Source organism: Thiomicrorhabdus immobilis (genome assembly GCF_021654855.1).
Classification (GTDB): Bacteria; Pseudomonadota; Gammaproteobacteria; order Thiomicrospirales; family Thiomicrospiraceae; genus Thiomicrorhabdus; species Thiomicrorhabdus immobilis.
Map to the genome: position 1 here is coordinate 2463417 of NZ_AP024202.1, position 25471 is coordinate 2488887.

The 25471-nt window shown below is 43.4% G+C and carries 22 protein-coding genes and 1 tRNA gene; 15 read left to right on the forward strand and 8 right to left on the reverse strand.

Going from position 1 to position 25471, the window contains the following annotated elements:
• Positions 1-385: 385 nt before the first annotated feature.
• From L6421_RS11110 to mtnN, 3 genes are read left to right on the forward strand one after another with little or no spacing between them, the layout of a single operon-like run.
• Positions 386-850 carry a hypothetical protein gene (locus L6421_RS11110; protein ID WP_237261859.1) on the forward strand — a complete coding sequence of 155 codons (465 nt, stop codon included), beginning with the start codon at positions 386-388 and terminating at the stop codon, positions 848-850.
• 14 nt (positions 851-864) lie between these two features.
• A complete protein-coding gene (luxS, locus tag L6421_RS11115) occupies positions 865-1386 on the forward strand; it encodes an S-ribosylhomocysteine lyase (protein WP_237261860.1) in 522 nt (173 codons plus the stop codon).
• Positions 1387-1399: 13 nt separating this feature from the next.
• Positions 1400-2092, forward strand: coding sequence for a 5'-methylthioadenosine/S-adenosylhomocysteine nucleosidase (gene mtnN, locus L6421_RS11120; RefSeq protein ID WP_237261861.1), 693 nt, complete (start codon positions 1400-1402; stop codon positions 2090-2092).
• Between the two features lie 367 nt (positions 2093-2459).
• Here mtnN and L6421_RS11125 read toward each other — a convergent pair whose 3' ends face one another.
• Positions 2460-3077 carry a DUF2238 domain-containing protein gene (locus L6421_RS11125; protein ID WP_237261862.1) on the reverse strand — a complete coding sequence of 206 codons (618 nt, stop codon included), beginning with the start codon at positions 3075-3077 and terminating at the stop codon, positions 2460-2462.
• A 165-nt stretch (positions 3078-3242) separates the two neighbouring features.
• A complete protein-coding gene (locus tag L6421_RS11130; RefSeq protein ID WP_237261863.1) occupies positions 3243-4781 on the reverse strand; it encodes a putative bifunctional diguanylate cyclase/phosphodiesterase in 1539 nt (512 codons plus the stop codon).
• 177 nt (positions 4782-4958) lie between these two features.
• Here L6421_RS11130 and purT point away from each other — a divergent pair, with 177 nt between their 5' ends.
• A complete protein-coding gene (purT, locus tag L6421_RS11135) occupies positions 4959-6149 on the forward strand; it encodes a formate-dependent phosphoribosylglycinamide formyltransferase (protein ID WP_237261864.1) in 1191 nt (396 codons plus the stop codon).
• 443 nt (positions 6150-6592) lie between these two features.
• On the forward strand, positions 6593-7024 hold the full coding sequence (locus L6421_RS11140; protein ID WP_237261865.1) for a flagellar export chaperone FliS: 432 nt from the start codon (positions 6593-6595) through the stop codon (positions 7022-7024).
• Between the two features lie 433 nt (positions 7025-7457).
• On the opposite strand, the gene L6421_RS11145 is transcribed toward L6421_RS11140, so the two are convergent.
• The gene (locus L6421_RS11145; RefSeq protein ID WP_237261866.1) at positions 7458-9923 is read right to left on the reverse strand and encodes a methyl-accepting chemotaxis protein; all 2466 of its coding nucleotides are present in this window, start codon (positions 9921-9923) and stop codon (positions 7458-7460) included.
• A gap of 420 nt (positions 9924-10343) precedes the next feature.
• Here L6421_RS11145 and rpoH point away from each other — a divergent pair, with 420 nt between their 5' ends.
• The 5 genes from rpoH (at position 10344) to L6421_RS11170 (ending at position 16705) form a co-directional block, all read left to right on the forward strand.
• The gene (gene rpoH / locus L6421_RS11150) at positions 10344-11228 is read left to right on the forward strand and encodes an RNA polymerase sigma factor RpoH (protein ID WP_237261867.1); all 885 of its coding nucleotides are present in this window, start codon (positions 10344-10346) and stop codon (positions 11226-11228) included.
• Positions 11229-11331: 103 nt separating this feature from the next.
• Complete coding sequence (locus L6421_RS11155; protein WP_237261868.1) at positions 11332-12024, forward strand: YoaK family protein; 693 nt, start codon at positions 11332-11334, stop codon at positions 12022-12024.
• Between the two features lie 19 nt (positions 12025-12043).
• Positions 12044-13195, forward strand: a complete 1152-nt coding sequence (locus L6421_RS11160; RefSeq protein ID WP_237261869.1) for a DUF3095 family protein — start codon at positions 12044-12046, stop codon at positions 13193-13195.
• A 124-nt stretch (positions 13196-13319) separates the two neighbouring features.
• Positions 13320-15449 carry a 5-histidylcysteine sulfoxide synthase gene (gene ovoA / locus L6421_RS11165; RefSeq protein ID WP_237261870.1) on the forward strand — a complete coding sequence of 710 codons (2130 nt, stop codon included), beginning with the start codon at positions 13320-13322 and terminating at the stop codon, positions 15447-15449.
• A gap of 68 nt (positions 15450-15517) precedes the next feature.
• A complete protein-coding gene (locus L6421_RS11170) occupies positions 15518-16705 on the forward strand; it encodes a MalY/PatB family protein (protein WP_237261871.1) in 1188 nt (395 codons plus the stop codon).
• A gap of 3 nt (positions 16706-16708) precedes the next feature.
• Here L6421_RS11170 and L6421_RS11175 read toward each other — a convergent pair.
• The 5 genes from L6421_RS11175 to aroK all read right to left on the reverse strand — a co-directional run bounded on the left by L6421_RS11175 (position 16709) and on the right by aroK (position 20053).
• Positions 16709-16784, reverse strand: a tRNA-Arg gene (locus L6421_RS11175).
• Between the two features lie 12 nt (positions 16785-16796).
• Positions 16797-17333 (reverse strand): hypothetical protein, encoded by a 537-nt coding sequence (locus L6421_RS11180; protein WP_237261872.1) that lies wholly within the window; start codon positions 17331-17333, stop codon positions 16797-16799.
• Positions 17334-17435: 102 nt separating this feature from the next.
• Positions 17436-18332, reverse strand: coding sequence for a D-hexose-6-phosphate mutarotase (locus L6421_RS11185; protein ID WP_237261873.1), 897 nt, complete (start codon positions 18330-18332; stop codon positions 17436-17438).
• A gap of 53 nt (positions 18333-18385) precedes the next feature.
• Positions 18386-19468 carry a 3-dehydroquinate synthase gene (gene aroB, locus L6421_RS11190; RefSeq protein ID WP_237261874.1) on the reverse strand — a complete coding sequence of 361 codons (1083 nt, stop codon included), beginning with the start codon at positions 19466-19468 and terminating at the stop codon, positions 18386-18388.
• 60 nt (positions 19469-19528) lie between these two features.
• Entirely contained in the window at positions 19529-20053 is a 525-nt protein-coding gene (gene aroK, locus L6421_RS11195; protein ID WP_237261875.1) for a shikimate kinase AroK, read from the reverse strand.
• Between the two features lie 217 nt (positions 20054-20270).
• Here aroK and gmk point away from each other — a divergent pair, with 217 nt between their 5' ends.
• The 5 genes from gmk (at position 20271) to L6421_RS11220 (ending at position 25430) form a co-directional block, all read left to right on the forward strand.
• Entirely contained in the window at positions 20271-20882 is a 612-nt protein-coding gene (gene gmk, locus L6421_RS11200) for a guanylate kinase (RefSeq protein WP_237261876.1), read from the forward strand.
• Positions 20883-20947: 65 nt separating this feature from the next.
• Positions 20948-22135, forward strand: coding sequence for a DegT/DnrJ/EryC1/StrS family aminotransferase (locus L6421_RS11205; RefSeq protein WP_237261877.1), 1188 nt, complete (start codon positions 20948-20950; stop codon positions 22133-22135).
• A gap of 36 nt (positions 22136-22171) precedes the next feature.
• Positions 22172-23257 (forward strand): iron-containing alcohol dehydrogenase family protein, encoded by a 1086-nt coding sequence (locus tag L6421_RS11210; protein WP_237261878.1) that lies wholly within the window; start codon positions 22172-22174, stop codon positions 23255-23257.
• Positions 23258-23410: 153 nt separating this feature from the next.
• The gene (gene kdsB, locus L6421_RS11215; RefSeq protein WP_237261879.1) at positions 23411-24157 is read left to right on the forward strand and encodes a 3-deoxy-manno-octulosonate cytidylyltransferase; all 747 of its coding nucleotides are present in this window, start codon (positions 23411-23413) and stop codon (positions 24155-24157) included.
• Between the two features lie 49 nt (positions 24158-24206).
• Positions 24207-25430, forward strand: a complete 1224-nt coding sequence (locus L6421_RS11220; RefSeq protein WP_237261880.1) for a 3-deoxy-D-manno-octulosonic acid transferase — start codon at positions 24207-24209, stop codon at positions 25428-25430.
• Positions 25431-25471 lie beyond the last annotated feature (41 nt).

Below are 25471 nucleotides of genomic sequence, written 5' to 3' on the forward strand. Positions count from 1 at the left end.
CCATTAAGCGATGCAACTAATGTGCCAAGAAAAACAACAAGGCTATAAAACCTTTCGTAATATAAAGCATATTTTCATTTAATATCAATTAGTTAACAATATGTTAAAGAGGAGAAACCCACTGTTTGTGGCAGAATTATTTTGCGACCACAATACTCCAAAAACAACATAAAAGCCTTGTATTGGTGCAAAAACTAGGAAAGCAATACAAACAACCATCAACACCTCAAAACCATTACCTTTTCCTGATCAGGCCAACTTATTGGCCTCCCTGAAACGATAGAATCCAAAACACCAGGCCAGGCGGTTTGTGGTATGCTTTATCTTTTAAAAATGAGTCGGTAATCACTCAATTCATTGTCAGGACTTATCGTTAGGAAACCTTATGTTAAAAGCCAAATCCCTGTTCTCTCAATCGCGTTTTATCGCTCTCATTTTTGCATTAACTCTATCTTTAAGCGGCTGCCTGGGCATCACTCAACCTTCCGAGAGTGACATAAAGTCTATGGCCGCTGAACGCTTCGATTCCGAACTTAAAGGCCTTTTTGTCGCCAGCAATGTAGTGAAGAAAAACGGTTATAAACAGAACGACACTCACTATGTCGCCGAACTCACCATAACCGGAACCGCTCAACAAAGCCTAGAAGAGTATGCTAAAAGCATGATGAATGATTCCTCATTATCGAGCCTCGAAAAAATCACCAATAGCATGGCAATCGGCCTGCTGAAAATGACCCTTCCTGAATTTCAGGCAGGCGACCAACTTGAATTTGAAAAGAACTATCTATTTATTAAAACCGACAATGGCTGGCAGCTTAAAGATGAGCTCAAGCCTGATGACCAATTATAAAAAGGACGTAAACCATGCCATTACTAGACAGCTTTACCGTTGATCACACGATCATGAACGCCCCTGCGGTACGTGTTGCCAAAACGATGACATCACCTTCTGGCGACACCATCACTGTGTTTGACTTGCGCTTCAATAAGCCAAACGAATCGATGATGGGTGAAAAAGGTATCCATACCTTAGAACATCTTTTTGCCGGCTTCATGCGTAACCATCTAAATGGTAACGGAGTTGAAATCATCGATATCTCACCTATGGGTTGCCGTACAGGATTCTACATGAGCTTACTGGGTTCACCAGCTGAAGATAGAGTCGCGGAAGCCTGGCTGGCCTCGATGAAAGACGTGCTGAACGTGCAACGTATGGAAGATATTCCAGAGCTTAACGAATATCAGTGCGGCACTTACGTGATGCACTCTTTAGAAGAAGCCAAAGAGATTGCTCAAGACATTATCGACCACGGAATTGGTGTCAACAAGAATGCCGATATCGCCTTAAGCGAAGACACTCTTAAGTCACTGGGTAACGAAGTTTAAGGTTGGAATTTTCATGAAAATAGCCATTATTGGAGCGATGGAAGAAGAAGTCTCTCTTCTTCGTAGCAAACTCGATAACCAAACCACGGAAACACACGCTGGGTTTGAATACTATCTAGGACAAATCGACGGTACCGAAATTGTTTTGTTGCGTTCGGGGATTGGTAAGGTCAATGCCGCCATCAGTACCACGATTCTGCTCAACCTTTATAATCCGGACTACGTTATCAATACTGGTTCAGCCGGTGGATTTCATACCGATTTGAATGTCGGCGATATTGTGATCAGCAGTTCGGTATGTCATCATGATGTGGACGTGACTCCATTTGGCTACGACCTGGGACAAGTACCAGGCTTGCCGGCATGTTTTCTGCCAGATGAAAATTTGGTAAAAGCCGCACAACAGAGCATTGAAGCCCTGCAAGAAGTGGTGCATATGCATGGCCTGATCGCCACCGGTGATCGTTTTATGCATCAACCGGCCGATGTGACCAATACCCGTAAGAACTTCCCGGAAATGATTGCCTGTGAAATGGAAGCCGCGGCGGTAGCGCAAGCGTGCCATACCTTTGAAAAACCGTTTGTGATTATCCGATCATTATCGGATATTGCCGGAAAAGAGAACGCAGTGACCTTTGAAAAATACCTGGAACAAGCCGCGACCCATTCGGCTAAAGTGATTTTAGGCATGCTGGATCGTATTTGATTACAGCAAATCAGTTCTATTAACCACCAATCCACAACCCAAAACGCCCGCTAATCAACAGAATCAGCGGGCGTTTTTTATTCCACTCAAGAAAACGGGTTTACATTGGGCGAATTGGTAAATCTGAAAACTTCATTCAGTAATGGACTTCATTAAGTAATAAATCTTATTAAGCAATAAAATTTATTAGCTAAGTAAACCTCACACATATAATGAAAAGCTGATACACTTCGATTCAAAGCTTATTACTCTGATCAATTCAATAAGCTTGGATCTTTCCTCCATGGCGCTTTTAATCGAGTGCCTATCTTGCCTAGGAATCACTCATTCCTTTCCTAGGTTTTTTTACCTCCCCTCAACAAAACACTTATTTAGAAAACCTTGCCAGCTGCCTATTATGCATTTTTGTCAAAAGGACAATGGCTGAAATCGCGCCAAACAAAGCATATCCCATATCTGATTGGGTATCCCAAACATAACCTTGAGTGCCTAAAAAAGCTTCGGCCGCCTCTTCTGATGTTAAAGCCACCCACCACTCAATCAGTTCATAAAAGGCACTGAAAGCTAAGGCAATAGAAACACTGAGGAAATTTGTCCAGGCCTGGCCGTTGACCACCTGCTTACGAATAAGCACTTCTCTGGCAATTAAAACAGGGATAAAACCTTGGGCTAAGTGGCCAACCTTATCGTAGTTGTTTCGTGACCAATCAAAGGTGTGTTTCAAAGTGTCAAAAAATGGCACTTCGGCATAGGTGTAATGCCCGCCAATCATAAGAATAATACAGTGAATCAAAATGAGAACATATAACAGTGGCGTTAAAGGAAATGTTCGAAACGTATATGCCAATACCGCAAAACCGATTAAAGCCGGCAACACTTCCAAAAACCAGGTCAAGTTGTCTTTAGGGTGAATCGCCGACCAAATAAGCGCAATAAAAAAAATGGCAATCCATAAAAAATGGTTCAGCTTGAGCTCTTTTAACATGCTATCTATTCTCCATTGACCCGGCATACTTCAATCGTAACCATTGAACCAGACGGGGTCAATCAAAACCCCAAGAAAGCAAACAGCCAGGCTATAAACAAAAAAAGCCCCGTTTATGGAGCTTAATGTAACAATGTTCGGTAATTTAGTTGGCTTACGGCCTGTTTATGCAATCACAGGCAGTTGCTGCTGGATTTGCTGCTGAAACGTTTCAGCCGCAATCGGTGCCGACCAATTGTCACCTTGAGCCATTGAGCAGCCCATTGCTTTATACTCTGTCGCCTGCTCATTCGATTCAACACCGGTCACAATCACACACACATCCAAAGTTTTGGCCATTTGCACTAAAGCCTGCACCCATTTTTGACCTTTTTGGTTACTCATATTGTCTTGCAACCAATCGCGATTCAATTTCAGTTCCTGGAGGTTTAATTGTGTTAATAACGCCAAATCCAAAGGCGATTTACCAATTTCGCTTAAAGTGATTTGATAACCAGCGGCGGTCAACGCATTTAAAATCGCATGTAATTGGGTATTTTCGTTTAATGAGGTGAGGGAGAACTCTAACTGAACTTGAGAAGCCGACACACCATAATGCGCAAAACGTTCATTTAACACGCTGACCAAATCCTGCTGTTGCCATAGAGCGTCAACCACGGGGATAGAAACCATCATCTCATCATTAAATTGCTGCCACTGCTGTAGGTAATATAAACCTGAATCCATCAACCAAGCACCTACGCTATAAGCTGATTTACTGTCGTTTAACAGCTCAATCCAGTTGGTTAGATATGGGTTTTCAATTTCTGTTTCAGCCCACTTTGCGGTAATGCTTGCGCCAACGATACAACCTGACTTTAAATCGATTTGTGGTTCAAACACACTTTCAATTTCGCCATTATCTACCGCTGCTTCTAAACGATTCACCAATTGGTGTTTTTGCGAGATAACCCGCTCACCAATATCAGAGAAAAAACGGTAAGTGCTACGTCCAGCGTGTTTTGATGCATATAGCGCTTGGTCGGCACGCTCTACCAATTCGGTAGAGGTTTTTCCATCTTCTGGAAAACAGGCGATACCAATGCTGGTCGAAATATCCACTTCATTGCCGTTGATCCAGTAGGCACGACTGACTTCTGTGATAATGCGCTGGCTAATGCCTTCAATCAACTCTTTGTCGTTAACATCGGCAATCAACACCACAAATTCGTCACCCCCTAAACGGCTTACGATATCACCTTCACGAACAGCAGACATTAAACGGGCGCTGACATTTCGCAATAATTCATCGCCGGCTTGATGTCCTAAATTATCATTGACCGCTTTGAAACCATCCAAATCTAAAAACAACAGTCCAAATTGAGTATTCGCATCTTCAGCCTTAATAACCAAGGTCTCTAAAGTGCTATTGAAATATGAACGATTTGGTAGATGCGTTAAGTCGTCATAGTTTGCTTGACGAAACAGTTCACGAGTACGCTGCTGAACCTGTGCCTCGACCATTTTTGCAATTTCGCTAGAGATATCACCCGTATGAGAAAAACGAGTTTGCAACGCACGCATCATTTTTTTAACACTAAAGCCGTCATCTTTTTCCTGACGATCAGCAGATAGTTGCGAGCGGTTACGTTCAGACTGTAAAAAACGAGCCACTTCATCAGAAGTTTTGGTGTCTTTTTCTACTTGGCTGCTTAACTCTAACATGGTGTAAACCTCGTATTCCGTTTGGCGATTTTGCAATTCAAATGCCGTATAATATGGGCTGTTATTTAATTGCCGGTCGTTTAGCGGTTTTATAAAAACTTTTCTAAAGTTTTGTCTAAAGTTGCCGATAAATTGGCTCTTTGTTTTTCTTAACTACCTCTTAGCAAAGGAGATGCCATGTCTAGCATTGGTACACCATTTTCACCCACTGCAGTTAAAGTACTATTATGTGGCGCAGGCGAATTAGGCAAAGAAGTTGCCATTGAATTACAACGTTTTGGGGTAGAAGTGATTGCCGCTGATCGTTACCCAAATGCCCCAGCCATGCAGGTTGCAGACCGTAGTCATGTCATTGACATGCTAGATGGAGAGGCTCTGAGAAAAATCATTGAACTGGAAAAACCGCACATGGTCGTGCCGGAAATTGAAGCCATTGCCACTGACACCTTAGCGGCCATGGAAAAAGAGGGTGTCAAAATAATACCAACCGCACGTGCCACCCAATTGACAATGAACCGTGAAGGAATTCGTCGCTTAGCCGCTGAAGAATTGAATATCCCGACATCACCTTATGAGTTTGCCGACACCTTGGAAGACTTTACCGCTGCCGTTGAGCGTATTGGTATGCCGTGTGTAGTAAAACCCATTATGAGTTCATCAGGTAAAGGCCAAAGCGTCATTAAAACCGCTGCTGATATCCAGTCTGCTTGGGATTATGCTCAGGAAGGTGGTCGTGCCGGCAAAGGCCGCGTGATTGTTGAAGGGTTTGTGGATTTTGATTATGAAATCACCTTATTAACCGTGCGCCATGAAAATGGCATCAGCTTCTGTGAACCAATCGGCCACCACCAGGAAGATGGCGATTACCGCCAATCTTGGCAACCTGCCGCCATGAGCCAACAAGCGATTGCCACCTCAAAAGAGATTGCCGAAAAAGTCGCCGACAACCTTTGCGGTGAAACCGGACGCGGTTTATTTGGGGTTGAATTATTCATCAAAGGTGACCAGGTTTACTTCAGTGAAGTGTCCCCTCGCCCGCACGATACAGGCCTGGTTACTTTAATGTCACAAGACTTATCCGAATTTGCCCTACATGCACGCGCAATCCTTGGCTTGCCGATTCCCAACATCACCCAACATGGCTATTGTGCTTCCAGCGTGATATTACCAACCGGGAAATCCACCCAAACCAATTTTTCCAACTTAGAAGAAGCCTTAGCGGATACAGATACCCAAATTCGCCTATTTGGAAAACCCGATATTGATGGACGTCGCCGAATGGGAGTCGCCATTGCCAGAGCGGAAAGCATTGAAAAAGCGATTGCTAAAGCCAATAAAGCGGCCGCGAGTGTAAAGGTCAGCTTTTAGTCCATCCCTCTTACACCTCTTGCCATAAAACAACTCGCCCCGTTTATCCCTTTATCTTTAAGAGCTGTGATAGACGGGGCTTTTATTTATCTAAAACGCCTGGAATGACAAATTATTAACCCGCTGGCAACACGCCAGGAATCCATCAAATTATTAACCGCTATTTTTTGACACTTCAATAAGTTACCAGGCCTGGTGATTTATTCGGTCCATTTCTAAAAATCAGTTTAAATCCATTTAACACCTTATATATCAATAAGTTAACAAATAAAAACCCCACCCAAAACGCTTTATTTACCACCCTCCACCGTTCGCTGTTTTATTTTTTGGCACAGCTTATGCTGAACGACAGGCAAAGCAAAAACTTGAGTCTGAATTTAAGTTTTGCAAAAAAACAAAAAGCCATTGCCAGCTAAACACACATTACTTAAAGGGGAAACCTGATGACTTTGAATAACACGACAGCACATGACGTTAAAGCACCAATCTTAGAAGAGTACCGCCGCAATCAAGAAGCGGAGCAACAATTAGCAGAGAACCCACGAAAAACCGTTTTATTACTGCTACAAGGCGCAGTTGATAAAGGCAACTTAGCGAAAGTTTGCCACCAGAGCCAAGCATTAGTGGAAAAAGGCTTTCACCTAGGGCGCATGACCACCATCTTGGATGCTTTACGCGACCGCTTGAATCTAACGCAAGACACTCCGCTTGCTTATGATTTGGAGGAGTTATATCGTTACGCGGATCAAAGCATCCAAGAAGCCGTTTTTGAAAAAGATACCTTCTACCTTGATAGCTCGATTGAAATCTTGACCGAACTACGCGATGCGTGGATGGAGATGATGCAACAAACAGGGCAACTACCACAAAATTAATTGCCTATGAATACAAAAAAACCGAGTTTATCTCGGTTTTTTTGTTTGCACGTTTTTTGAGGCGAACCCTCTCTATCCATCAACTTTCAAACTTATCTTCCACTGCCTTATAATTATTATTATCAATATTCTCTATTGGTTCAGCAGTTCAAAACCTCAATCAGATTGACAAATAAATAAGTCAGCCACAGCGGTCATTTACTCCCTAAAACACGCAAGAAAACAGGCTCTTTGTGGCGACACAAGCTAGCCCAATCAACTCGCCAAGTCATAGCCTTAAGTTAAGCCATAGAATAAAGTTCAGGCACAAAAAAACCATCATCATGATGGTTAGATGGATACGCTCGTAAATTTATCGATACTTTATCTATATTGAACATACCCCATAAAAAACGCCGCAACTAGGTACGGCGCATTAAATTAATGGATAACCTTAAAACTCTGACCACTCTTGGCTATCATCACCTGAGGTGATTTTAGGTTTGGCAGGCTTGACAGGTTCAACAGCTTTTATAACCGGTTTTTTAGGTGAAGCTACCGGTGTTTGCTTTGCAGCTTCCGGCTTAACCGTTTTAACAGGGCTAGCCACTTGAGCTGGCTTATTGACCCCTAGGTTCTTCTTAGCTTGGTCGATAAATTGACGTGAAATATTAAATTGCTGCATTCTTTCGACAAGCTGCTGAGCTTCGCGAGCAATCGCTAAAGTACTGTTGGCGGAAAGCTCGACCAAGCTCGCGTTTTCTTGGGTATTCTTATCCATGGAAACGATTGCCTGATTCAACTGCTCGATACCTTGAGATTGTTCAAGAGAAGAGGATGCGATTTCACCCACCATTTCGGTAACATGGGTGATTGCCTGGTTTATCTGATTTAAGGAGTCACCAGACTGCTCCGCTAATTGTGTACCGTGTTCAACTTGTGAAACCGAACGATCAATCAATACTTTGATCTCTTTAGCCGCATCTGCCGACTTACCGGCTAAGTTACGAACCTCTGAAGCCACCACGGCAAATCCACGACCATGCTCACCCGCACGCGCCGCTTCAACCGCAGCGTTCAGCGCCAATAGATTCGTTTGGAAAGCAATGGAATCAATCAAGCCGATAATCTGCTCAATCTGATTGCTCGACTCTCTAATCTGTTGCATGGCCTCGATGGTTTGTGTCATTACCTCCGCACCCTCGGTGGTCTTCTCACTGGCTTGCAGAGTCAACTCATTGGCTTGTTGCGCATTGGCCGCGTTATTACGCACAGCCGCCGTCATCTCTTCCATGGTGGATGCCGTGTCTTCAATCGATGCCGCTTGCTGATGAATACGCTGCGATACATTTGAATTACGTTCGGAAGTTGCTTGAATATCACCTGCTATATGCTCGATTGAGACAATTACCTGGGCATTGATTTGTGACAAATTATCCAATGAATGATTTATGGCATTTTTAATATCACCCAGCATCCCCTCATATTCACCATCCACACGCTGTGTCAAATCACCATTGGCAAGACCTTGAATGACGTTTGAAATCTTAGTATTAGCTTCATAAATAGCAAGGGACATGGTGTTGATCTGCTCTCCCAAATCGTGCACGAAACCTTCCAGGGTAGAAACATCGATTTGCTCACCAATATGGCCACGAGAGGCCTTCTCCACCATCACTTTTAGGTTTTGCTCAACGGCCGTTTGCATTTTTTCTAAACGGGCCGTTTGCGTCACATCACGCCATTCGGTAACAAACCCGACACGCTCACCTTCTCTACCCCAAATCGGATTGACGATGATTTCTAGATGCAGCTCACCCAATGTCAATTTGGCGGTATAGGTTGATTTCAAACTACCCAACAGATGACGCTGATGCGCTGGGTTAACATGGAAAATATCGATGTTCTGACCAACTAATTTAGCCGTTGAGAAGTGAGGTAGTAATTTTTGAATATCTTTTTCCACCGTTTTCAAAGTCTTGACAATCGCGTCATTCATATAGGTGATATTCAAATCATTATCAGCCAACATCACATTTGACGAACTCTGATCAACAACCGTTTTAATATTGTTAATCTCATCCAGGTGATCACCGACCGAATCCAATAACCAATGTAAATCCTTGCCTAATAGCTGCACTTCACGCGCACCTTTTACCGGGTTTTCGCTGGTCCTTTTTATATCACCCGTCGATTCATCAATCGAGTTTTTGATGACCCGATGCAATTTCGTCATGGGTTTTATCAATGCACGGCGAATGAAAACCTCAAAGGCGATAAGATTTAAAAGGATCAATAACAGTAATACCGTACCCAAATTAATCGTTTGAGCCCTTTGATCCTGTTTTTGCAGTGCCAGCAATTGCCTTCTAGAGTCAGCCTCTAGATATTGATACCCTGCTTCCATCGCATCCATAGCGGGTCTGTCGTCAACGATAACTTGCTTATCAATCTCTTCGACACTCATGCCTTGCTGATGCATTTGTTGGATTTTTTTCGCTTGGATTAGGTAATTCCCAATGACTTTTCCCACCTCATCTAACGCTTTAACCTCTAGAGGATGCAAATCACCTAAGCCACGATAGGTTTCAATATCTTGCTGGATGGAGTCATGATTTTCCTGAATCTTCTGTAGATAACTTTGAGTACGGTAATCGGACTCTCCGCGGATAACAAAGTTTTTAAAATCATGAATAAAATGCCCATACCCCATCTTTCTTTGTAAATCATGAGTAATGCCACTTTTTTGATCTATCTTTAACTTTAATACTTGAAGTTGTGTGACACTACGCTCTTGTAGAGTTAAAAAGGAAGCAAAGCCAACAGCGTTGATAACTAAAAACAACACAAAATAAATCGCAACACTTTGTGAAGTACTTAGCCCTTTGACGGCTATTTGTTTAGTAGGATGATGACTCATTGGCAATGACCTCTCAAATTAATAATCCCAGTCCCTAAAAGAAACGATTTATAGCTATGATTTATAGCTATGATTTATAGCTATATTATATTCAAATAAGTAATCAATATAGCCACACTTGCTTAATTACTTAGTATATGCTGTTAAAATAAGCAACATTAAGGCCATAAAGCCGAGCTGCATATCAAGATAGTCAAGACAAAATCACGACCGATTTACAACGGCTCGCTTATACGAGCCAACTATTGATTTGTCACTCTTTAATCACTTTACCCTTTACAATAATTTACTGATTTTGCTGTTTTTTCTTAAAGCCCAAGAGTATTGATTAATCATGAACATATCTAGCACTCTCTTGCAAAGAGTGCTAAAAATAATGTATATTAAATTACATAAAGAACAAGTTAATGGAGTGTGTTTATGTCTATTACAACTTACCCACAAGGAACACAGGCTCAAGGCCTACCTTCAGTGCATGCGTTGTCTAGTCAGCTAGTTCCAGGCCAAAACCTGGAGTCTTACTTGCACACAATTCAAAGTGTGCAAAAACTGACCGCAGAAGAAGAGTTTGCTCTGGCTGAAAAACTATATTATCAAGACGATGTTGAAGCAGCACGTCAGTTGATTTTATCTTCGCTACGTTATGTTGTGCCAGTTGCCCGTTCATATAGCGGCTATGGTTTGCCACTAGGTGACATTATCCAAGAAGGTAATATCGGTTTGATGAAAGCGGTAAAACGTTTTGATCCTAAAGAAAACGTACGTTTAATGACGTTTGCGGTTCATTGGATTCGTGCTGAAATCAACGAGTATGTCATCAAAAACTGGCGTATCGTGAAAACGGCCACAACCAAAGCGCAACGTAAATTATTCTTCAAACTTCGCAGTACCAAGCAGTCTTTAGAGTGGTTTAGTGATAAAGATGCCGATAGCGTTGCCGCAGAGTTAGGTGTCACTCGTAAAGATGTTTTGGAGATGGAAACTCGTCTATACGGTAAAGATTTACCCGTGGATATGTCTGCCGATGACGATGAAAACGTGACATTTCCGGTTTTAATCAGCCAGGAAGCCGATCCGGAAACCGCGCTGGTACAGCAAAACCAAGCCGATTATGAAATGGCACGTATGCAACAAGCATTAGCGACCCTTGATGACCGTAGCCGTGATATCTTGCAACAACGCTGGTTATCAGAAGATAAAGCTGGCTTAAAAGCCTTATCAGAACAATATGGCGTGTCGATGGAGCGTATCCGTCAGATTGAAACCCAGGCTTTAAACAAGCTTAAAAATCAGCTGGTCGCTTAAAATCAATCAAAATATTATTTAATTGTTGAAGAACATTTAAATATCCATCAAATAACTCAAAAGGCCTGTTTACTCACAGGCCTTTTTGTTTTTTAATGATGGTATGCCATATCCCATCAAAGAAACGGAATTCCGTAAACTGCCTGTATTCATTATCGCCGCATTGATGGCGAGCATTGCCGGCTATGTTAACAGCGCCATGCTCATCGAATTTGCCATGCCGGTTAGCCAAATGACCGGGATTGCTTCTCGCCTCAGTGATGCCATGTTTCACTCCAATCTAGATTACCTATTGAACGCCTGCCTTGTGCTCTTCGGCTTTTTATTCGGAGCGATTATTTCCGGCTTAATGATTGGCCAACGCCAATATCGCCAAGATAATGCTTATGGATATGCACTGCTTTGCATCGGTACATTGTTGTCGGCTTCCGCTTTATTCTCTTACATTGAGTCCACCACTTCGGTACTTCTGGCCGCGATCGCTTGTGGTTTACAAAACGCACTGATTGCCAGTTACCGAGGTCTGCAAATTCGCACTACTCACATGACCGGAATCGTGACCGATATAGGGGTTTATATCGCCGGCTTCATCAAAAAACGTACTCCATGGAACTGGCAAGCATACTTATTGGTTGTGCTATTTCTGAGTTTTATTATTGGCGGCATTATCGGTATTTTGGCCTATCAACACTTTCCAAATCGAGCGATGATCCTCCCTGCGGTCATTATGTTCATTCTCGGTTTTGCTTACTTGAAAACCAACGAACATAAACCAGACATACCTATCTCACCGTAGCGCACAACAGAGATCACTCATGAAACCATTTTCAGCAAACACTGCCGCTCTTGTTAAATTGGAAGATACTCTAAAACCTGAGTCTTATAGTGAACTTGCTAAAGATTGGTACATTATCGTGACCGATGTTCAAAACTCAACCCAGGCGATTGAAGCGGGTCTATATCGGGAAATCAATGCCATTGGCGGCAGTACCATCGCTGCGGTGTTGAATGCGCTAAAACCGAATCAAGTGCCCTATGTTTTTGGTGGCGATGGCGCATCATTTTGTGTACCGGCTAACTCCCTTGAGAAGGTCAAACAGGCTTTAAAAGGCTGTCAGGAAATCGCTCAACAGATCCACAACTTGAACTTGCGTGTGGGTTTGATCGCTTATCAAGAACTGACATCCCCCATTCATTTATGCAAATATCAAGCCTCAGAAAACCTCCATCAATACTTTTTCATGGGTGGCGGGATGGAAGAAGCGGATTCTAAAATCAAAGCTTCAAGCCATTACCATCTTGATCCAAGCACGCTTGCCAATGCGGATTTTTCCGGCTTTGAGTGCCGCTGGAATAGTGTTCCAAGTGCTAAAGAAATCACCTTTAGCTTATTGGTCAAAGCCCGCACTTCATCAGAAATGGAAGCGCTTAAAACCTATGACGCTCTAATTGAAAAGATTCACCTGTTGTTTGGCGATGTCCAGGATTACCATCCTTTAAACACCAAAGGTTTAAGCCTCTCCTTATCTGCTGATAAGCTCAATGTTGAGCTTTTAACCAAAACCCAACACCAAAACCTTTGGCAACGATGGTTTACTTTACAAAAACTACGGATGCAAAACTTGATTGCCACCTACTTGATGAAATTTGGCAAAATCGCAATGGGTAGCAATTGGGGGGAATATAAACAAGATTTGGTGATCAATTCAGACTTTATCAAAATTGATGATACCTATCGCACGGTGATGTCCGCAGAGCAAAAAACCTTAAATGAGCTCATTGAATGGCTAGAAGGACAATACCAAGCAGGTCGGCTATTTTACGGCTACCATACCAGTCATTCGGCGATTATCACCTGTCTCATCAATAAAACGGGGATTGACCACATTCACTTTGTCGACTGCGCCGAGGGCGGCTACACCATGGCTGCCAAGCAACTTAAAACTCAAATTAAATCGACAGTTTAATTCGATTATTTAGTTGGACGCCATTCAATAGTGAACGGAAAAAAGTGTTCATAAAACCGTTAAAAACAGGCTCGTTTATTTAATATTCATACAATAATCTTTTGCACTCGAACTTGGAGTTTTCATGTTACATAAAGAGGATTTTATCGCCCAGCCTTTAATTATCAATCGCGGAGATATTGAGGAAAAACGCCGTGAGATAAAGGCTTACTTCAATCAAACCTACGATAGCTATGAGACCCTGTTTGAAACCTTAAAATCCGATTCCGCGTTTTATGAGCGGCCTTGCTCCCTACGACATCCATTAATCTTTTATTTTGGCCACACCGCGACCTTCTTCACCAATAAACTCGTCCTGGCAAAATTACTGCCCGCTCGCATCGACCCGAAAATTGAATCGATGTGTGCCATTGGTGTGGATGAGATGTCTTGGGACGATTTGGATGAAACCCATTATGACTGGCCCAGTGCGGATGCGGTTAGACACTACCGACACCAAGTTAGAGAAGCGGTCAATCAACTCATTGACCAGATTGAGTTTAGCTTACCCATTACCTGGCAAAGCCCGATGTGGCCAATTTTGATGGGTATTGAACATGAACGCATTCACTTAGAAACCTCTTCGGTGTTGATTCGCCAATTACCGATTAGTTCCGTAAAGCCTCATCCTTTGTTTCCGGTTTGCCCTAAGCACGGTTTAGCGCCAGAGAATCGTTTAGTGGAGGTGCCTGCGGGGGAAATCAATATCAACCATCAAGACCCAGCCGAATTTTATGGCTGGGACAACGAATACGGCCAACACCACGCCACCGTTTCGGCATTCAAAGCGGCGACCTTTTTGGTTTCCAACCAGGAGTATCTGGTTTTTGTGGAGGATGGCGGATATGACAAACCTGAATACTGGAATAACGAAGGCAATCAATGGCGTAAATACACGCCATTAAAACACCCAAGCTTTTGGGTAAAAAAGCAACAGGCCTGGTATCTTCGTTGCATGACCGATGAAATCCCTATGCCTTGGAATTGGCCTGTGGAAGTCAACCAGCTTGAAGCCCACGCCTTTTGCCAATGGAAAGCACAGCAAACCGGTAAACCAATTCGACTGCCAAGTGAAGATGAATATCTCCGCTTACGTGAGCATAGCCATGTTTTAGACTTTAAAGAACAAGCCAACTTAAACTTACAGCAATACGCCTCATCCACCCCGGTAGACGCCAACCAAATGGGGGATTTTTTTGATGTAATCGGTAATGTTTGGCAATGGACAGAAACCCCCATTTACCCTTATGAAGGCTTTAAAGTCCATCCGCTATATGATGACTTCACCATGCCGACCTTTGACAATAAACATAACATCTTCACCGGCGGAAGCTGGATATCCACCGGTAATGAAATCAATGGCCATTCCCGTTACGCGTTTCGCCGCCACTTCTTTCAACACGCGGGCTTTCGTTATATAGAATCCGCAGCGTCGGTACAAACCGAATACTTGACCTATGAAACCGACCGCTCTATTGCTGAATACTGCGAGTTTCATTACGGCGCTGAATATTTTGGGGTAACGAATTTTGCCCAACGTTACGCCGAAATTGCGATCAATGCCATTCGGCAAGATACCGATTTTAAAAATAGAGAGGATTTGTCGGTGCTTGAACTCGGTTGCTCGGTGGGACGAGGTTGTTTTGAATTAGCCAAGCATTTTAGCCAAGTGACCGGACTTGATTTCTCGGCACGCTTTATTCAAATTGCCAATCAGCTTCAGGAACAAGGATCCATTCGCTATAGCATTCCCATCGAAGGCGAAATCATGGACTTCAAATCGCAATCATTAAAACAGTTAGGCTTAATTGATTTTGCTGCACGCTGTCAGTTTTTGCAGCAAGATGCCGCCAACTTAAAACCGCATTTTAGCGGCTACGATATGGTGGTGGCGATCAACCTGATTGATCGCCTTTACGAACCCGCCAAATTCTTGGAAATGATTCATGAACGCATTAATGACAATGGCTTGTTGCTTATCGGCTCACCTTATACCTGGCTCGAAGAGTTTACCGATAAGTCACGTTGGATAGGGGGTTACAAAGATAGCTCCAGTGGGGAAAACATCACTACTTTAGAAGGCCTACACGCTATCTTGGATGAAAATTTTAGCCGGGTTGCAGCCCCATTTGATGTGCCTTTTGTCATCAGAGAAACGCAACGCAAATATCAACACACACTATCGCAATTCACAATATGGAAAAAAGTTACATAAATTCTGTTACAATTTCGCCCAACGAAAATACATCACCTAATTTGGTGACCCAAACTGAAGAAGCGAGCATGTTTAACTTTAACCAACCCATCTCTCGTATTGGCACACATGCCGAAAAGTATGAATTGCGTAAAACTGTTTTTGGAACGGAAGACGTCTTACCTATGTGGGTGGCCGATATGGACTTACCCACACCCCCGTTTGTGCTCAATGCAATCAAGTCACGTTTAAACCACTCTTTACTTGGCTACACCCATACACCTGACTCTTTGTATGAAGCGATCATCAATTGGCAAAAACAGCATGACTACCAGGTAGACCAATCACACATCGTCTTTACCCATAATGTTGCCAACGGCTTTTTTATGGCGGTTTCAGCTTTGACCAGGCCTGGTGCATCCATTGTCGTTCAACTGCCAATCTACCCTCCATTTCTAGCAGCGCCTAAATTACATGACCGAAAACTGATAGAAACCCCGCTGCAATTGATCGATAACCGCTATGAAATCGACTTTGAGGCATTTGAAAAAGCCATTGTGGATAACTCTGTAAAACTTTTTTTATTCTGCAATCCGCAAAACCCTTCAGGCCGCGTTTGGCGCTTGGAAGAGCTGCAAAAGCTGGCCAATATTTGCTTGAAACACAAGGTCATAATTGTGTCTGACGAAATCCATTCGGACATGGTATATGCACCGAACAAACACATTCCCATCGCCTCACTTTCTGAAGAGATTGCCAATATCACCGTAACCTTGAATTCACCGGGCAAGACCTTTAATTTGGGAGGTTTACAAATTGGCTATGCGATTATCGCCAACCCAAAACTAAAAGAACAATACCTAAAGGTTTGCCAACAGAACGCCATTGACAGCCTGAACCTTTTTGCACAAACCGCCCTAAGCGCCGCCTACACAACCCAAGGCCAACAATGGCGTGATGAGCTTTTGAATCATTTCACCCAAAACATCGACCTGTTGGAAACTTTTTTTGCCAAAGAGTTCCCTAAAGTCAAAGTGATGCGGCCGGAAGCCTCTTATCTGGTTTGGTTGGATTTCAGAGAGATGTTCAGTTCACACCAAGCCCTAAAGGATTGGTTGATCCACACAGCCAAACTGGGCTTAAATGATGGACAAACATTCGGTGGAGAAAGTCATGCAGGAACAGGCTTTATGCGCATCAATTTGGCCGTTGCCAAAATGGAACTGGAAAAAGCCTTAAGACAAATGAAGCAGGCAAAACACTTTTTACCCGCCTGAATGTGGTACAGCCACGAGGACTCGAACCCCGAACAGCCCCTTAGGAGGGGGCAGTTATATCCTGTTTAACTATGGCCGCATTGTAATAAAACTAAGGTTGGTCAAGCGCACCCAAGCGTGCTGTTTTGTACTGACCTGTTTGGGTGTCTAGTTTATAAATATTGAAGTTGGTGTCAATATCAAACCCATCTAAACGCGAAGCATAATTGGTTGACAAACTCCCTTCAGGCGAATGCACCCTATGAAAGACGTGTTGTGGCCAACCTAATATGGCCGCACCCTCAAAGATTTTTTGACTATTGTGATAAATCGCATCGGCTGTGACTTCAAAGTTTTCAACTTGACCATGCTTTTGTGAATAAAGCTGTACCAAACGGCGTCCTTGATGCACCAACAGTTTATCTTCTTGGTCGGTATGCATATACCAATACCAAGTGTCATCCCCTTCGATTAATGGGCTTTTGCCACCAGGTTCATGCATGACCAAATCAATACCAGAAAGATCATCAACCACCCCTTCAAGCGCAAAAAAGTCCACTTTTGGCGTGCTTCGCAAGGTTTTTAGAGGCAAAATAAAGCACAAATTTTCAATATAAATATTTTTACGGCCAGCGTCTAACGAAAGCATTCGTTACCTCATCATCCAATCAATAGAGTTTAAACAAATAGGCGAGCCATATCGCTCGCCAGTTAATGATACGCCGCCGTTGACGCATAGAGCTAAAACAGGTTATGCCAAAGGTTCAATCGAATATTGCACACTCAACATATGTTCGGCTTTACTTGGTAGGGTAATGAAGTTGTCCAACACATTGCCGCTTTCTACACAGGCAAATTCCAACCAGGCCTGGTCGTCTATATCGGCAAAACCTTTAACGATTTCCGGGCCAGGATTCCAAACCACACTGGATTGCGAGTTACGCTTTTCGATGATAATCTGACGATTATTATCGGCATCTATAATGGCTACGGTGCCAGTTTGATTTAAATAAACCGAATCTTTAGGGGGATTCAACACCACAATCTCGTTTTGAATTTCAGCAGGTGCATCACTGGCTAATTTATCCAGATGTGTACTCTTTTCAAGACCTTTAATCTGCATACCAACTGGATTCGCTACCGCAAAATAGGTGTGTAAAGCTTCTGTGATATCAATGCTTTCATCACTTAAGTTGGCGCTGATTAAGGTGAGGATCAAACTTTCACCGATTTCGATACAGAGCTTCAAGCTAAAAGGGTGCGGCCATTGCGCCATGGTGTTTTCATCGGATTCACAAGCCAATAAAACCCGTGTTGCCCCGGTATCCAGGTGCACGGCTTTTTCCACATTCCAAACCATGCTGCGCACAAAACCATGAGCTGGCAGGCCTGCTTGTTTTGCCGCACCAAACCACGGCCAGCAAACCGGAACGCCACCTCTAACCGGTTTAGAGCCGTCATAAACCGCAGTATCGCTTACCCACAAGAGGTCTTTTTGTCCCTTGGGCATAAAACTTAAAACCGAGCCACCTAATGTGGTGATGGTCGCCTTGGCAAAAGCATTGTCAATTTCAATTAACTCTACCTTTTCACGGTGTGTAAATTTAATCCCTTCAACAGAAAATTGTTCTTGATAACGACTCGTCATAATCTAAATCCTCTAAACATCAAATAAAACACACCATCTTGAAAACAGAGCACTTAACGCCAGTCGGTTAAGGTTTTCTCCAATAATTCTTGTGGATAGTCACCGGTCACATAAGCCTGGCCGATCGATTTCAATAAAACCAAACGAATCGTCCCGGCTTGAACCTTTTTATCCCCTGCCATCAGTCCCAAAAACTTATCATTGCTCATCTCGGCAACTGATGGCGGTAAAATCGGCAATTTTGCCCGCTCAAACAAAGCTTGAATCCGTGTCTCATCGGCTTGCGTTAGGTTTCCTAACAATTTAGACATGTAAACCGCTTGCATTGAACCGGCGCTAACGCCTTCACCATGCAACCATTTACCGTATCCCATACCCGCTTCAATCGCATGACCGAAAGTATGTCCTAAATTGAACAAGGCACGCAGGCCAGCCTCTTTTTCATCTTTGGCGACAATATCGGCTTTATCTTGGCATGAACGCTCAATCGCATAAGCCAAGGCTTCTGGTTCACGCGCTAAAAGTTTCTCAATATTCGCTTCCAACCATTCAAAAAACTCTGGGTCTTGGATTAAACCATACTTGATGACTTCTGCCAGGCCTGCTGACAATTGACGGTCTTCTAAAGTGTTCAGGGTTTCGGTATCAATCACCACACATTCGGGCTGATGGAACGCGCCAATCATGTTTTTGCCCAGCGGGTGGTTCACACCCGTCTTACCACCGACTGATGAGTCGACTTGTGACAGCAAAGTGGTTGGCATTTGAATGAAATTCACGCCACGCTGAAACGCTGCTGCGGCAAAACCGGTCATATCACCGATTACACCACCACCCAACGCAATCAAAGTACAACTGCGGTCAAAACGCTTTCCAATCAACTCGTCGAACACGAGGTTTAAGGTTTCCAAGTTTTTATACTCTTCACCATCAGGCAGAACCACCGACTGTACATTAAAATCTGCAAACGCCTGTTTGCATTTTTCTAAATACAATGGCGCCACGGTGGTATTGGTGACGATTAATACTTGTTGCCCCTTAACATAAGGTTTTACCAACTCGGCATCACCCATTAATCCTTGGCCAATAAAGATAGGATAACTTCTATCCCCTAATTCAACGGTTAATGTTTTCACTCGTATTTCTCTTAAATTTTAATGATGTGTTTTAGATTCAAGTTCCACTAAAAATCGCAACTAAACAATCTGCTCGGACTCTAAACGGTCGACTATCTGCTTAACCACTCGGTGAACCGGAACCTGTTGGGTTTCAATCACCAAATCAGCCATTTCCATGTACCAAGGCTCACGCTTTTGCATCAAATCTTTTAAGACTTGCGCAGGGTTATCGGTTTGCAGCAAAGGACGGTTTCGATCATGTTTAGTGCGCTGAATCAATGCTTCAACGGGTGATTTTAGATAAACCACAAATCCACGGGTTCGCAAATGTTGACGATTGATTTCGGTTTCCACTACACCGCCGCCGGTTGCCAACACAACTTGTGGCTTGAGTGATAACTCATCAATCATAGATGCTTCACGGCTACGAAAACCTTGCTCACCCTCAATGTCAAAAATCATTGGAATCGTTGCGCCAGTACGAGCTTCGATTTCATGATCACTATCGACAAATTGATAATTTAATTTTTCGGCTAATAACTTGCCTACGGTAGACTTTCCCGCCCCCATAGGACCTACTAAAAATATACTTTCTTTATGCATCCGTTCATTATAAATGGATTTTGTAATTTTGCTTTACCTTATGGGGACTTAAGTGAATAATTTTTTGATATTTTTAGGTTATCCAATCGAATTTGCGTAAAAACCACTCAACTTCGATTCAAAGGCAAACGGTTTTCACTTATTTGACTCACCAAAGCGGGCAAATTCTCTGTTAAAATAGCCAATCACTTAAAATTAAAGCCAAGGGAAACCTTTTATGAGCGGTTCACTTTATATTGTTTCGGCCCCTTCTGGTGCGGGCAAAACCTCTCTTGTCAGCAAGCTAATCTCACAAGACAGTCGCATCGTTGTTTCTGTATCGAGTACAACTCGTGATATGCGCCCAGGCGAAGAAAACGGGGTGAATTATCATTTTTTGAGCATTGAAGCCTTTAATGAAAAAATTGCCCAAGGTGACTTTTTAGAACACGCTCAAGTTTTTGATAATTTTTACGGCACCTCAAAAAGTTCGGTTGAAGCGCAATTGGTCTCAGGTAAAGATGTCATCTTAGAGATTGATTGGCAAGGCGCCCAACAGGTTAGAAAATTGATGCCTGAAGCGATTTCCATTTTCATCTTACCACCATCCAAAGATGAACTGCATAAACGGCTTACTGGGCGCGGTACCGATAGCGCCGAGATAATCGAACGTCGCATGAAAGATGCTGTAAGTGAAATGTCACATTACAACGAGTTTGACTACATTGTTATCAACAACAACTTTGAGATCGCTTTAAACGAACTGCACAGCATTTTTTATGCAACACGTTTAACAAAGAACAAGCAAATCGCCGCACATAAAAACATGATTGCTTCTCTGCTTGATTAAATACTATTGCTTTAACTTAACAACACAACTTTAACACCACACCTTACCTATTTTAGGAGCATGTAATGCCTGGTTTTGAGATTTTTGACGAATCCGAGAAACAACAAATCAATGAAGTGATGGAGAAAGGCTTTACCTTTCGCTATAACTTTGATGGTATGCGTAACGACGTATGGAAAGCCCGTGAATTAGAAAGCATGATTTGCGAAACCATTAATGTAAAACACGCACACCTAGTTTCAAGCGGCACAACCGCTTTGACAACCGCTTTAATGGCGGCAGGCATTGGTGCAGGTGATGAAGTGATTGTGCCGCCGTTTACCTTTGTGGCGAGTGTAGAAGCGATTGTTCTAGCGGGTGCGATTCCGGTATTTGCCGAAATTGACGAAACCCTAACCTTATCCGCGGAAGGCATTGAGGCGGTTATCACCCCTAAAACCAAAGCGGTAAACTTTGTGCACATGTGCGGTTATGGCGGCCACATGGACGACATCAAAGCGGTGTGTGACAAGCACGGTCTAATTTTATTAGAGGACGCGTGCCAAGCAACGGGAGCAAACTATAAAGGACAAGCTTTAGGCACAATTGGTCAGGTTGGAACCTTCTCATTCGACTCCGTCAAAACCATCTCTTGTGGTGAGGGTGGCGCGGTGTTAACTAATGATGAAACCATCTACAACAACGCCCATATGTTCTCGGACCATGGACACGACCATATCGGTATGGATCGTGGCGCGGAATCTCACCCGATTATGGGGAGCAACTTCCGAATCTCTGAAATGAACGCGGCCGTAGGTGTTGCGCAGTGGAAAAAACTCGACCGAATCCTTGAGATTCAACGTCGCAATAAAAAGGCTCTGAAAGACGCTTTAAAAGAGTACCCGGAAGTGTCATTCCGCGTGATTACCGATGAAGCTGGAGATAACGCTGGATTTTTAAGCATTATGCTGCCTACGGAGGCACGTACTAAAGAAGTCGTGGCTACGCTAGCAGAGCAAAAAGTACCTGCGGTGTTTTATTGGTATGCCAACAACTGGCACTATCTAAAAAATTGGAAACACATCCATGAGATGAAAAGCTCGGCTAAACTGCCGATTGACTTGATTGCCGACCGTCCTGATTACACCCAGGTTAAAACCCCTAAATCAGACGATATTATGAGTCGTACCATTTCGATGTTGATTCAATTGTCCTGGACAGAAGAAGACATTCAGTCCAGAATTGACGCATTCGCTAAAGTATTTAAAAAATAAACGTAAGGCCCTCGGACTTACTAGGAAAACTGCATTATGAAATTTCGTAACTTTAAAACTGTCCCTAAGATGATCTTTGGTCGCGGTTCGTTTGACCAACTAGACGACGTTTTGGCCGATGAACGCACCGAATTAGATGACTTTGTAGTCTTCTTGGTGGATGAAGTACATAAAGACAAGCCATTAGGACAGCGAATTCCTGCTACCGGTAAGGATATGGTCATCTGGCTGGATGTGACCGATGAACCAAAAACCACCTATGTAGATGCATTGACGGTTGAAGTTCAAGAGTACGCAGCCAAGCAGGTTAACGGTAAAAATCCGGTGAGTGTTGTCGGTATTGGTGGTGGTTCTGCCCTGGATTTGGGTAAGGCGGTAGCTTTGATGCTCACCAATGAAGGCGGTTCAGCCTCTTACCAAGGGTGGGATTTGATTAAAAACCCTGCGGTTCACCATGTGGGCATCCCGACCATTTCAGGTACAGGCGCAGAAGCGTCAAGAACTACGGTATTAACCGGGCCTGACAAAAAACTGGGAATGAACTCGGATTACACCGTTTATGACCAAATCATCATGGATCCAGATTTAATCCAAGGTGTGCCTAAAGACCAATGGTTCTATACAGGGATGGATTGTTATATCCACAATATCGAAGCCCTAAACGGTACTTATATCAATGAATTTGCCCGTGCCTTCGGTGAAAAGTCTTTAGACCTTTGTAATGAAGTGTTTTTACAAGACCACCCAGATTCGGATGAAAAACTGATGATGGCGTCTTATATGGGTGGGCAAAGCATCGCATACAGCCAGGTAGGCGCATGTCATGCACTTTCTTACGGCCTATCTTATGTCATGGGTTATCATCATGGTATTGGTAACTGCATCGCATTTGACGTATTGGATGATTTTTATCCGGAAGGGGTGAAAGTGTTCCGTGAGATGATGGCAAAACACAACATCACGCTACCAAAAGGCATCACCAAAGATCTTTCTGAAGAAGATATGGAGAAAATGATCCGTACCGCATCAGGTCTGGCGCCACTTTGGGAAAACGTCTACGGGCCAAGCTGGCAGGAGAAAGTGACGCCAGAGTTGTTACGCAACCTATACTCAAAAATGTAATTTTTGGTTCGCCACTTTTTGGTTTTGGCGTTGTTGTTGAATCGGTCATTGAGTAACACTCAACTCCCTCATCAACGCCTAGCCAAATATAAAAATTGACGTCCAAAACCCATTAAGCCTCGCAAATTTAACCTACCTAAAAAGCCTTTTATTATGAATACTTATGTTTTTATCCCTGCTCGTTATGGTTCTTCTCGTTTACCGGGTAAACCGTTAAAACTGATTGATGGCAAACCGATGATTCAGCATGTATATGAGCGTATCTCTAAAGCGCAGGGTTTGGCTGGGGTTTATATCGCTACCGATGATGATCGCATTAAAGAGGTGGCGGAAGCGTTTGGCGGTAAAGTGGTCATGACTCCGGTTGAAGCGGCATCTGGTACCGACCGAATTGCCGCCGCCGCCAATGCGTTAGGTTTGCAGGATGAGGATTTGATTGTCAATGTCCAGGGTGACCAACCGCTGGTGCATCACGAATCAATCGAAGACGTTATTGCACCGTTCTTGGCTCCAGATTACGACAAAAGCTTTGAAATGAGCACTTTATCGTTCAAAATCGTCAATGAATCGGAAATCACCAACCCAAAAGATGTCAAGTTGGTGACCGATGTAAACGGATTTGCGTTGTATTTTTCACGCGCCACCATTCCCCACGGTCGTGACTATTGGGATCATGACAGCTTCAAGCATTTGGGGGTTTACGCTTATACCAAACGTTTTGTTGATACCTTCAATGCCTTACCGATGGGAAGATTGGAAGACATTGAAAAACTCGAACAACTGCGCGCTTTAGAGTTCGGACACAAGATTAAGGTCGTGCAAAGCCAATACGACTCACCCGAAGTCGATTTACCGGGTGATATCGCGATTATGGAAGCGTTATTACAGGCCGGTCATTAAGCGACCAGGCCTGGTCGCTTTTTTAAAATACCTTTTTGGATGATTTGAAATGCTCGTTTATCAAGTTCTGATTCGTCTATTAAGCCCTTTAATCTGGCTTTTGATTGTGGTCGAAGCGGTTAAAAGCAAAGACGGCAAGCGTTTCTTTTTTGAGAAGTTTGGACTGCGCTTTCCCACAACAAAAAACGCATCTAAAAACCCAATTTGGATTCACTGCGCCTCGGTTGGCGAGGTTAAAGCCGCCGAACCTTTAATACGTGCGCTCATCCCAAAACACAATATTCTCATCACCACCAACACCACGACCAGCAAATCCCTGATTAGCGACTTGTATGGTGAGCAGGTCGAGCATTGCTACCTGCCTTTCGATTGGCCGTATGCGTTACGCCGTTTCATCAACCACTATTCACCAAGCCGGTTATGGGTGATGGAAACCGAAATTTGGCCGAATCTATTCCGGGTTGCCGAAAAACGCAAGATTCCAGTCAGTATATTGAACGGCCGTTTAACCGCAAAAACCTTTAAGACCCCAAACTGGCTGCAAGCCGCTTATCGCATCAGCTTACGCCGAGTCAACAAAGTGATTGCGCGCACCCAGAAAGATGCTGACATGTTCATTAAACTCGGGGCAAACACACAACAAATCGAGATTCTAGGCAACCTTAAATACTCCGCTCAACCGGAAGCACAAGCCCAAATCAGACCGATAGAAAGACCGTTTATTTTGGCTGCGTCCACCCATGAAGATGAAGAATTACAAATCACCCAGGCCTGGTTGGATTTAAAGCGACCGGAACTGTTGGTGATTGTGCCGCGCCACCCTAAACGCAGTGGCAGTATTCAGAAACAATTGGCTTTTCTGGGAACCACATTAAAAGTCGCTTCCAAAAACGAGCAGCCTAACTCAGAAACCCGCCTATTTTTGGATGACCGTATCGGCAAACTGCTACCACTGTACGCACATGCACAAATAGTGATTATGGGTGGTAGTTTTGTTGCCAAAGGAGGCCACAACATCTTGGAACCGGCCGCCTTCAAAAAGCCTATTTTAAGCGGAATGGATTGCCGTGATTTTGAAGATGAGATGCAGTTGTTACAGACTCACAACGGCATTCTCCAAGTCGCTGACTATTCCGAGTTTAAGGACAAATTACAGCAATTACTTCAAGATCCGGCACTCGCCAATCAAATGGGCGAAAGTGCTTATTTGGCGCTACAAAGCCAAAAAGATACTTTAAAAAACTACCTATCCGCACTCAAAATCACCGAATAGTTGGATTAAACCTGCAAAGCCTGACAATATTCATCTTCAAA

Coding starts and splice junctions, on each gene's coding strand:
- L6421_RS11110 (WP_237261859.1), top strand. CDS start 386: ATGTTAAAAGCCAAATCCCTGTTCTCTCAATCGCGTTTTATCGCTCTC.
- luxS (WP_237261860.1), top strand. CDS start 865: ATGCCATTACTAGACAGCTTTACCGTTGATCACACGATCATGAACGCC.
- mtnN (WP_237261861.1), top strand. CDS start 1,400: ATGAAAATAGCCATTATTGGAGCGATGGAAGAAGAAGTCTCTCTTCTT.
- L6421_RS11125 (WP_237261862.1), bottom strand. CDS start 3,077: ATGTTAAAAGAGCTCAAGCTGAACCATTTTTTATGGATTGCCATTTTT.
- L6421_RS11130 (WP_237261863.1), bottom strand. CDS start 4,781: ATGTTAGAGTTAAGCAGCCAAGTAGAAAAAGACACCAAAACTTCTGAT.
- purT (WP_237261864.1), top strand. CDS start 4,959: ATGTCTAGCATTGGTACACCATTTTCACCCACTGCAGTTAAAGTACTA.
- L6421_RS11140 (WP_237261865.1), top strand. CDS start 6,593: ATGACTTTGAATAACACGACAGCACATGACGTTAAAGCACCAATCTTA.
- L6421_RS11145 (WP_237261866.1), bottom strand. CDS start 9,923: ATGAGTCATCATCCTACTAAACAAATAGCCGTCAAAGGGCTAAGTACT.
- rpoH (WP_237261867.1), top strand. CDS start 10,344: ATGTCTATTACAACTTACCCACAAGGAACACAGGCTCAAGGCCTACCT.
- L6421_RS11155 (WP_237261868.1), top strand. CDS start 11,332: ATGCCATATCCCATCAAAGAAACGGAATTCCGTAAACTGCCTGTATTC.
- L6421_RS11160 (WP_237261869.1), top strand. CDS start 12,044: ATGAAACCATTTTCAGCAAACACTGCCGCTCTTGTTAAATTGGAAGAT.
- ovoA (WP_237261870.1), top strand. CDS start 13,320: ATGTTACATAAAGAGGATTTTATCGCCCAGCCTTTAATTATCAATCGC.
- L6421_RS11170 (WP_237261871.1), top strand. CDS start 15,518: ATGTTTAACTTTAACCAACCCATCTCTCGTATTGGCACACATGCCGAA.
- L6421_RS11180 (WP_237261872.1), bottom strand. CDS start 17,333: ATGCTTTCGTTAGACGCTGGCCGTAAAAATATTTATATTGAAAATTTG.
- L6421_RS11185 (WP_237261873.1), bottom strand. CDS start 18,332: ATGACGAGTCGTTATCAAGAACAATTTTCTGTTGAAGGGATTAAATTT.
- aroK (WP_237261875.1), bottom strand. CDS start 20,053: ATGCATAAAGAAAGTATATTTTTAGTAGGTCCTATGGGGGCGGGAAAG.
- gmk (WP_237261876.1), top strand. CDS start 20,271: ATGAGCGGTTCACTTTATATTGTTTCGGCCCCTTCTGGTGCGGGCAAA.
- L6421_RS11205 (WP_237261877.1), top strand. CDS start 20,948: ATGCCTGGTTTTGAGATTTTTGACGAATCCGAGAAACAACAAATCAAT.
- L6421_RS11210 (WP_237261878.1), top strand. CDS start 22,172: ATGAAATTTCGTAACTTTAAAACTGTCCCTAAGATGATCTTTGGTCGC.
- kdsB (WP_237261879.1), top strand. CDS start 23,411: ATGAATACTTATGTTTTTATCCCTGCTCGTTATGGTTCTTCTCGTTTA.
- L6421_RS11220 (WP_237261880.1), top strand. CDS start 24,207: ATGCTCGTTTATCAAGTTCTGATTCGTCTATTAAGCCCTTTAATCTGG.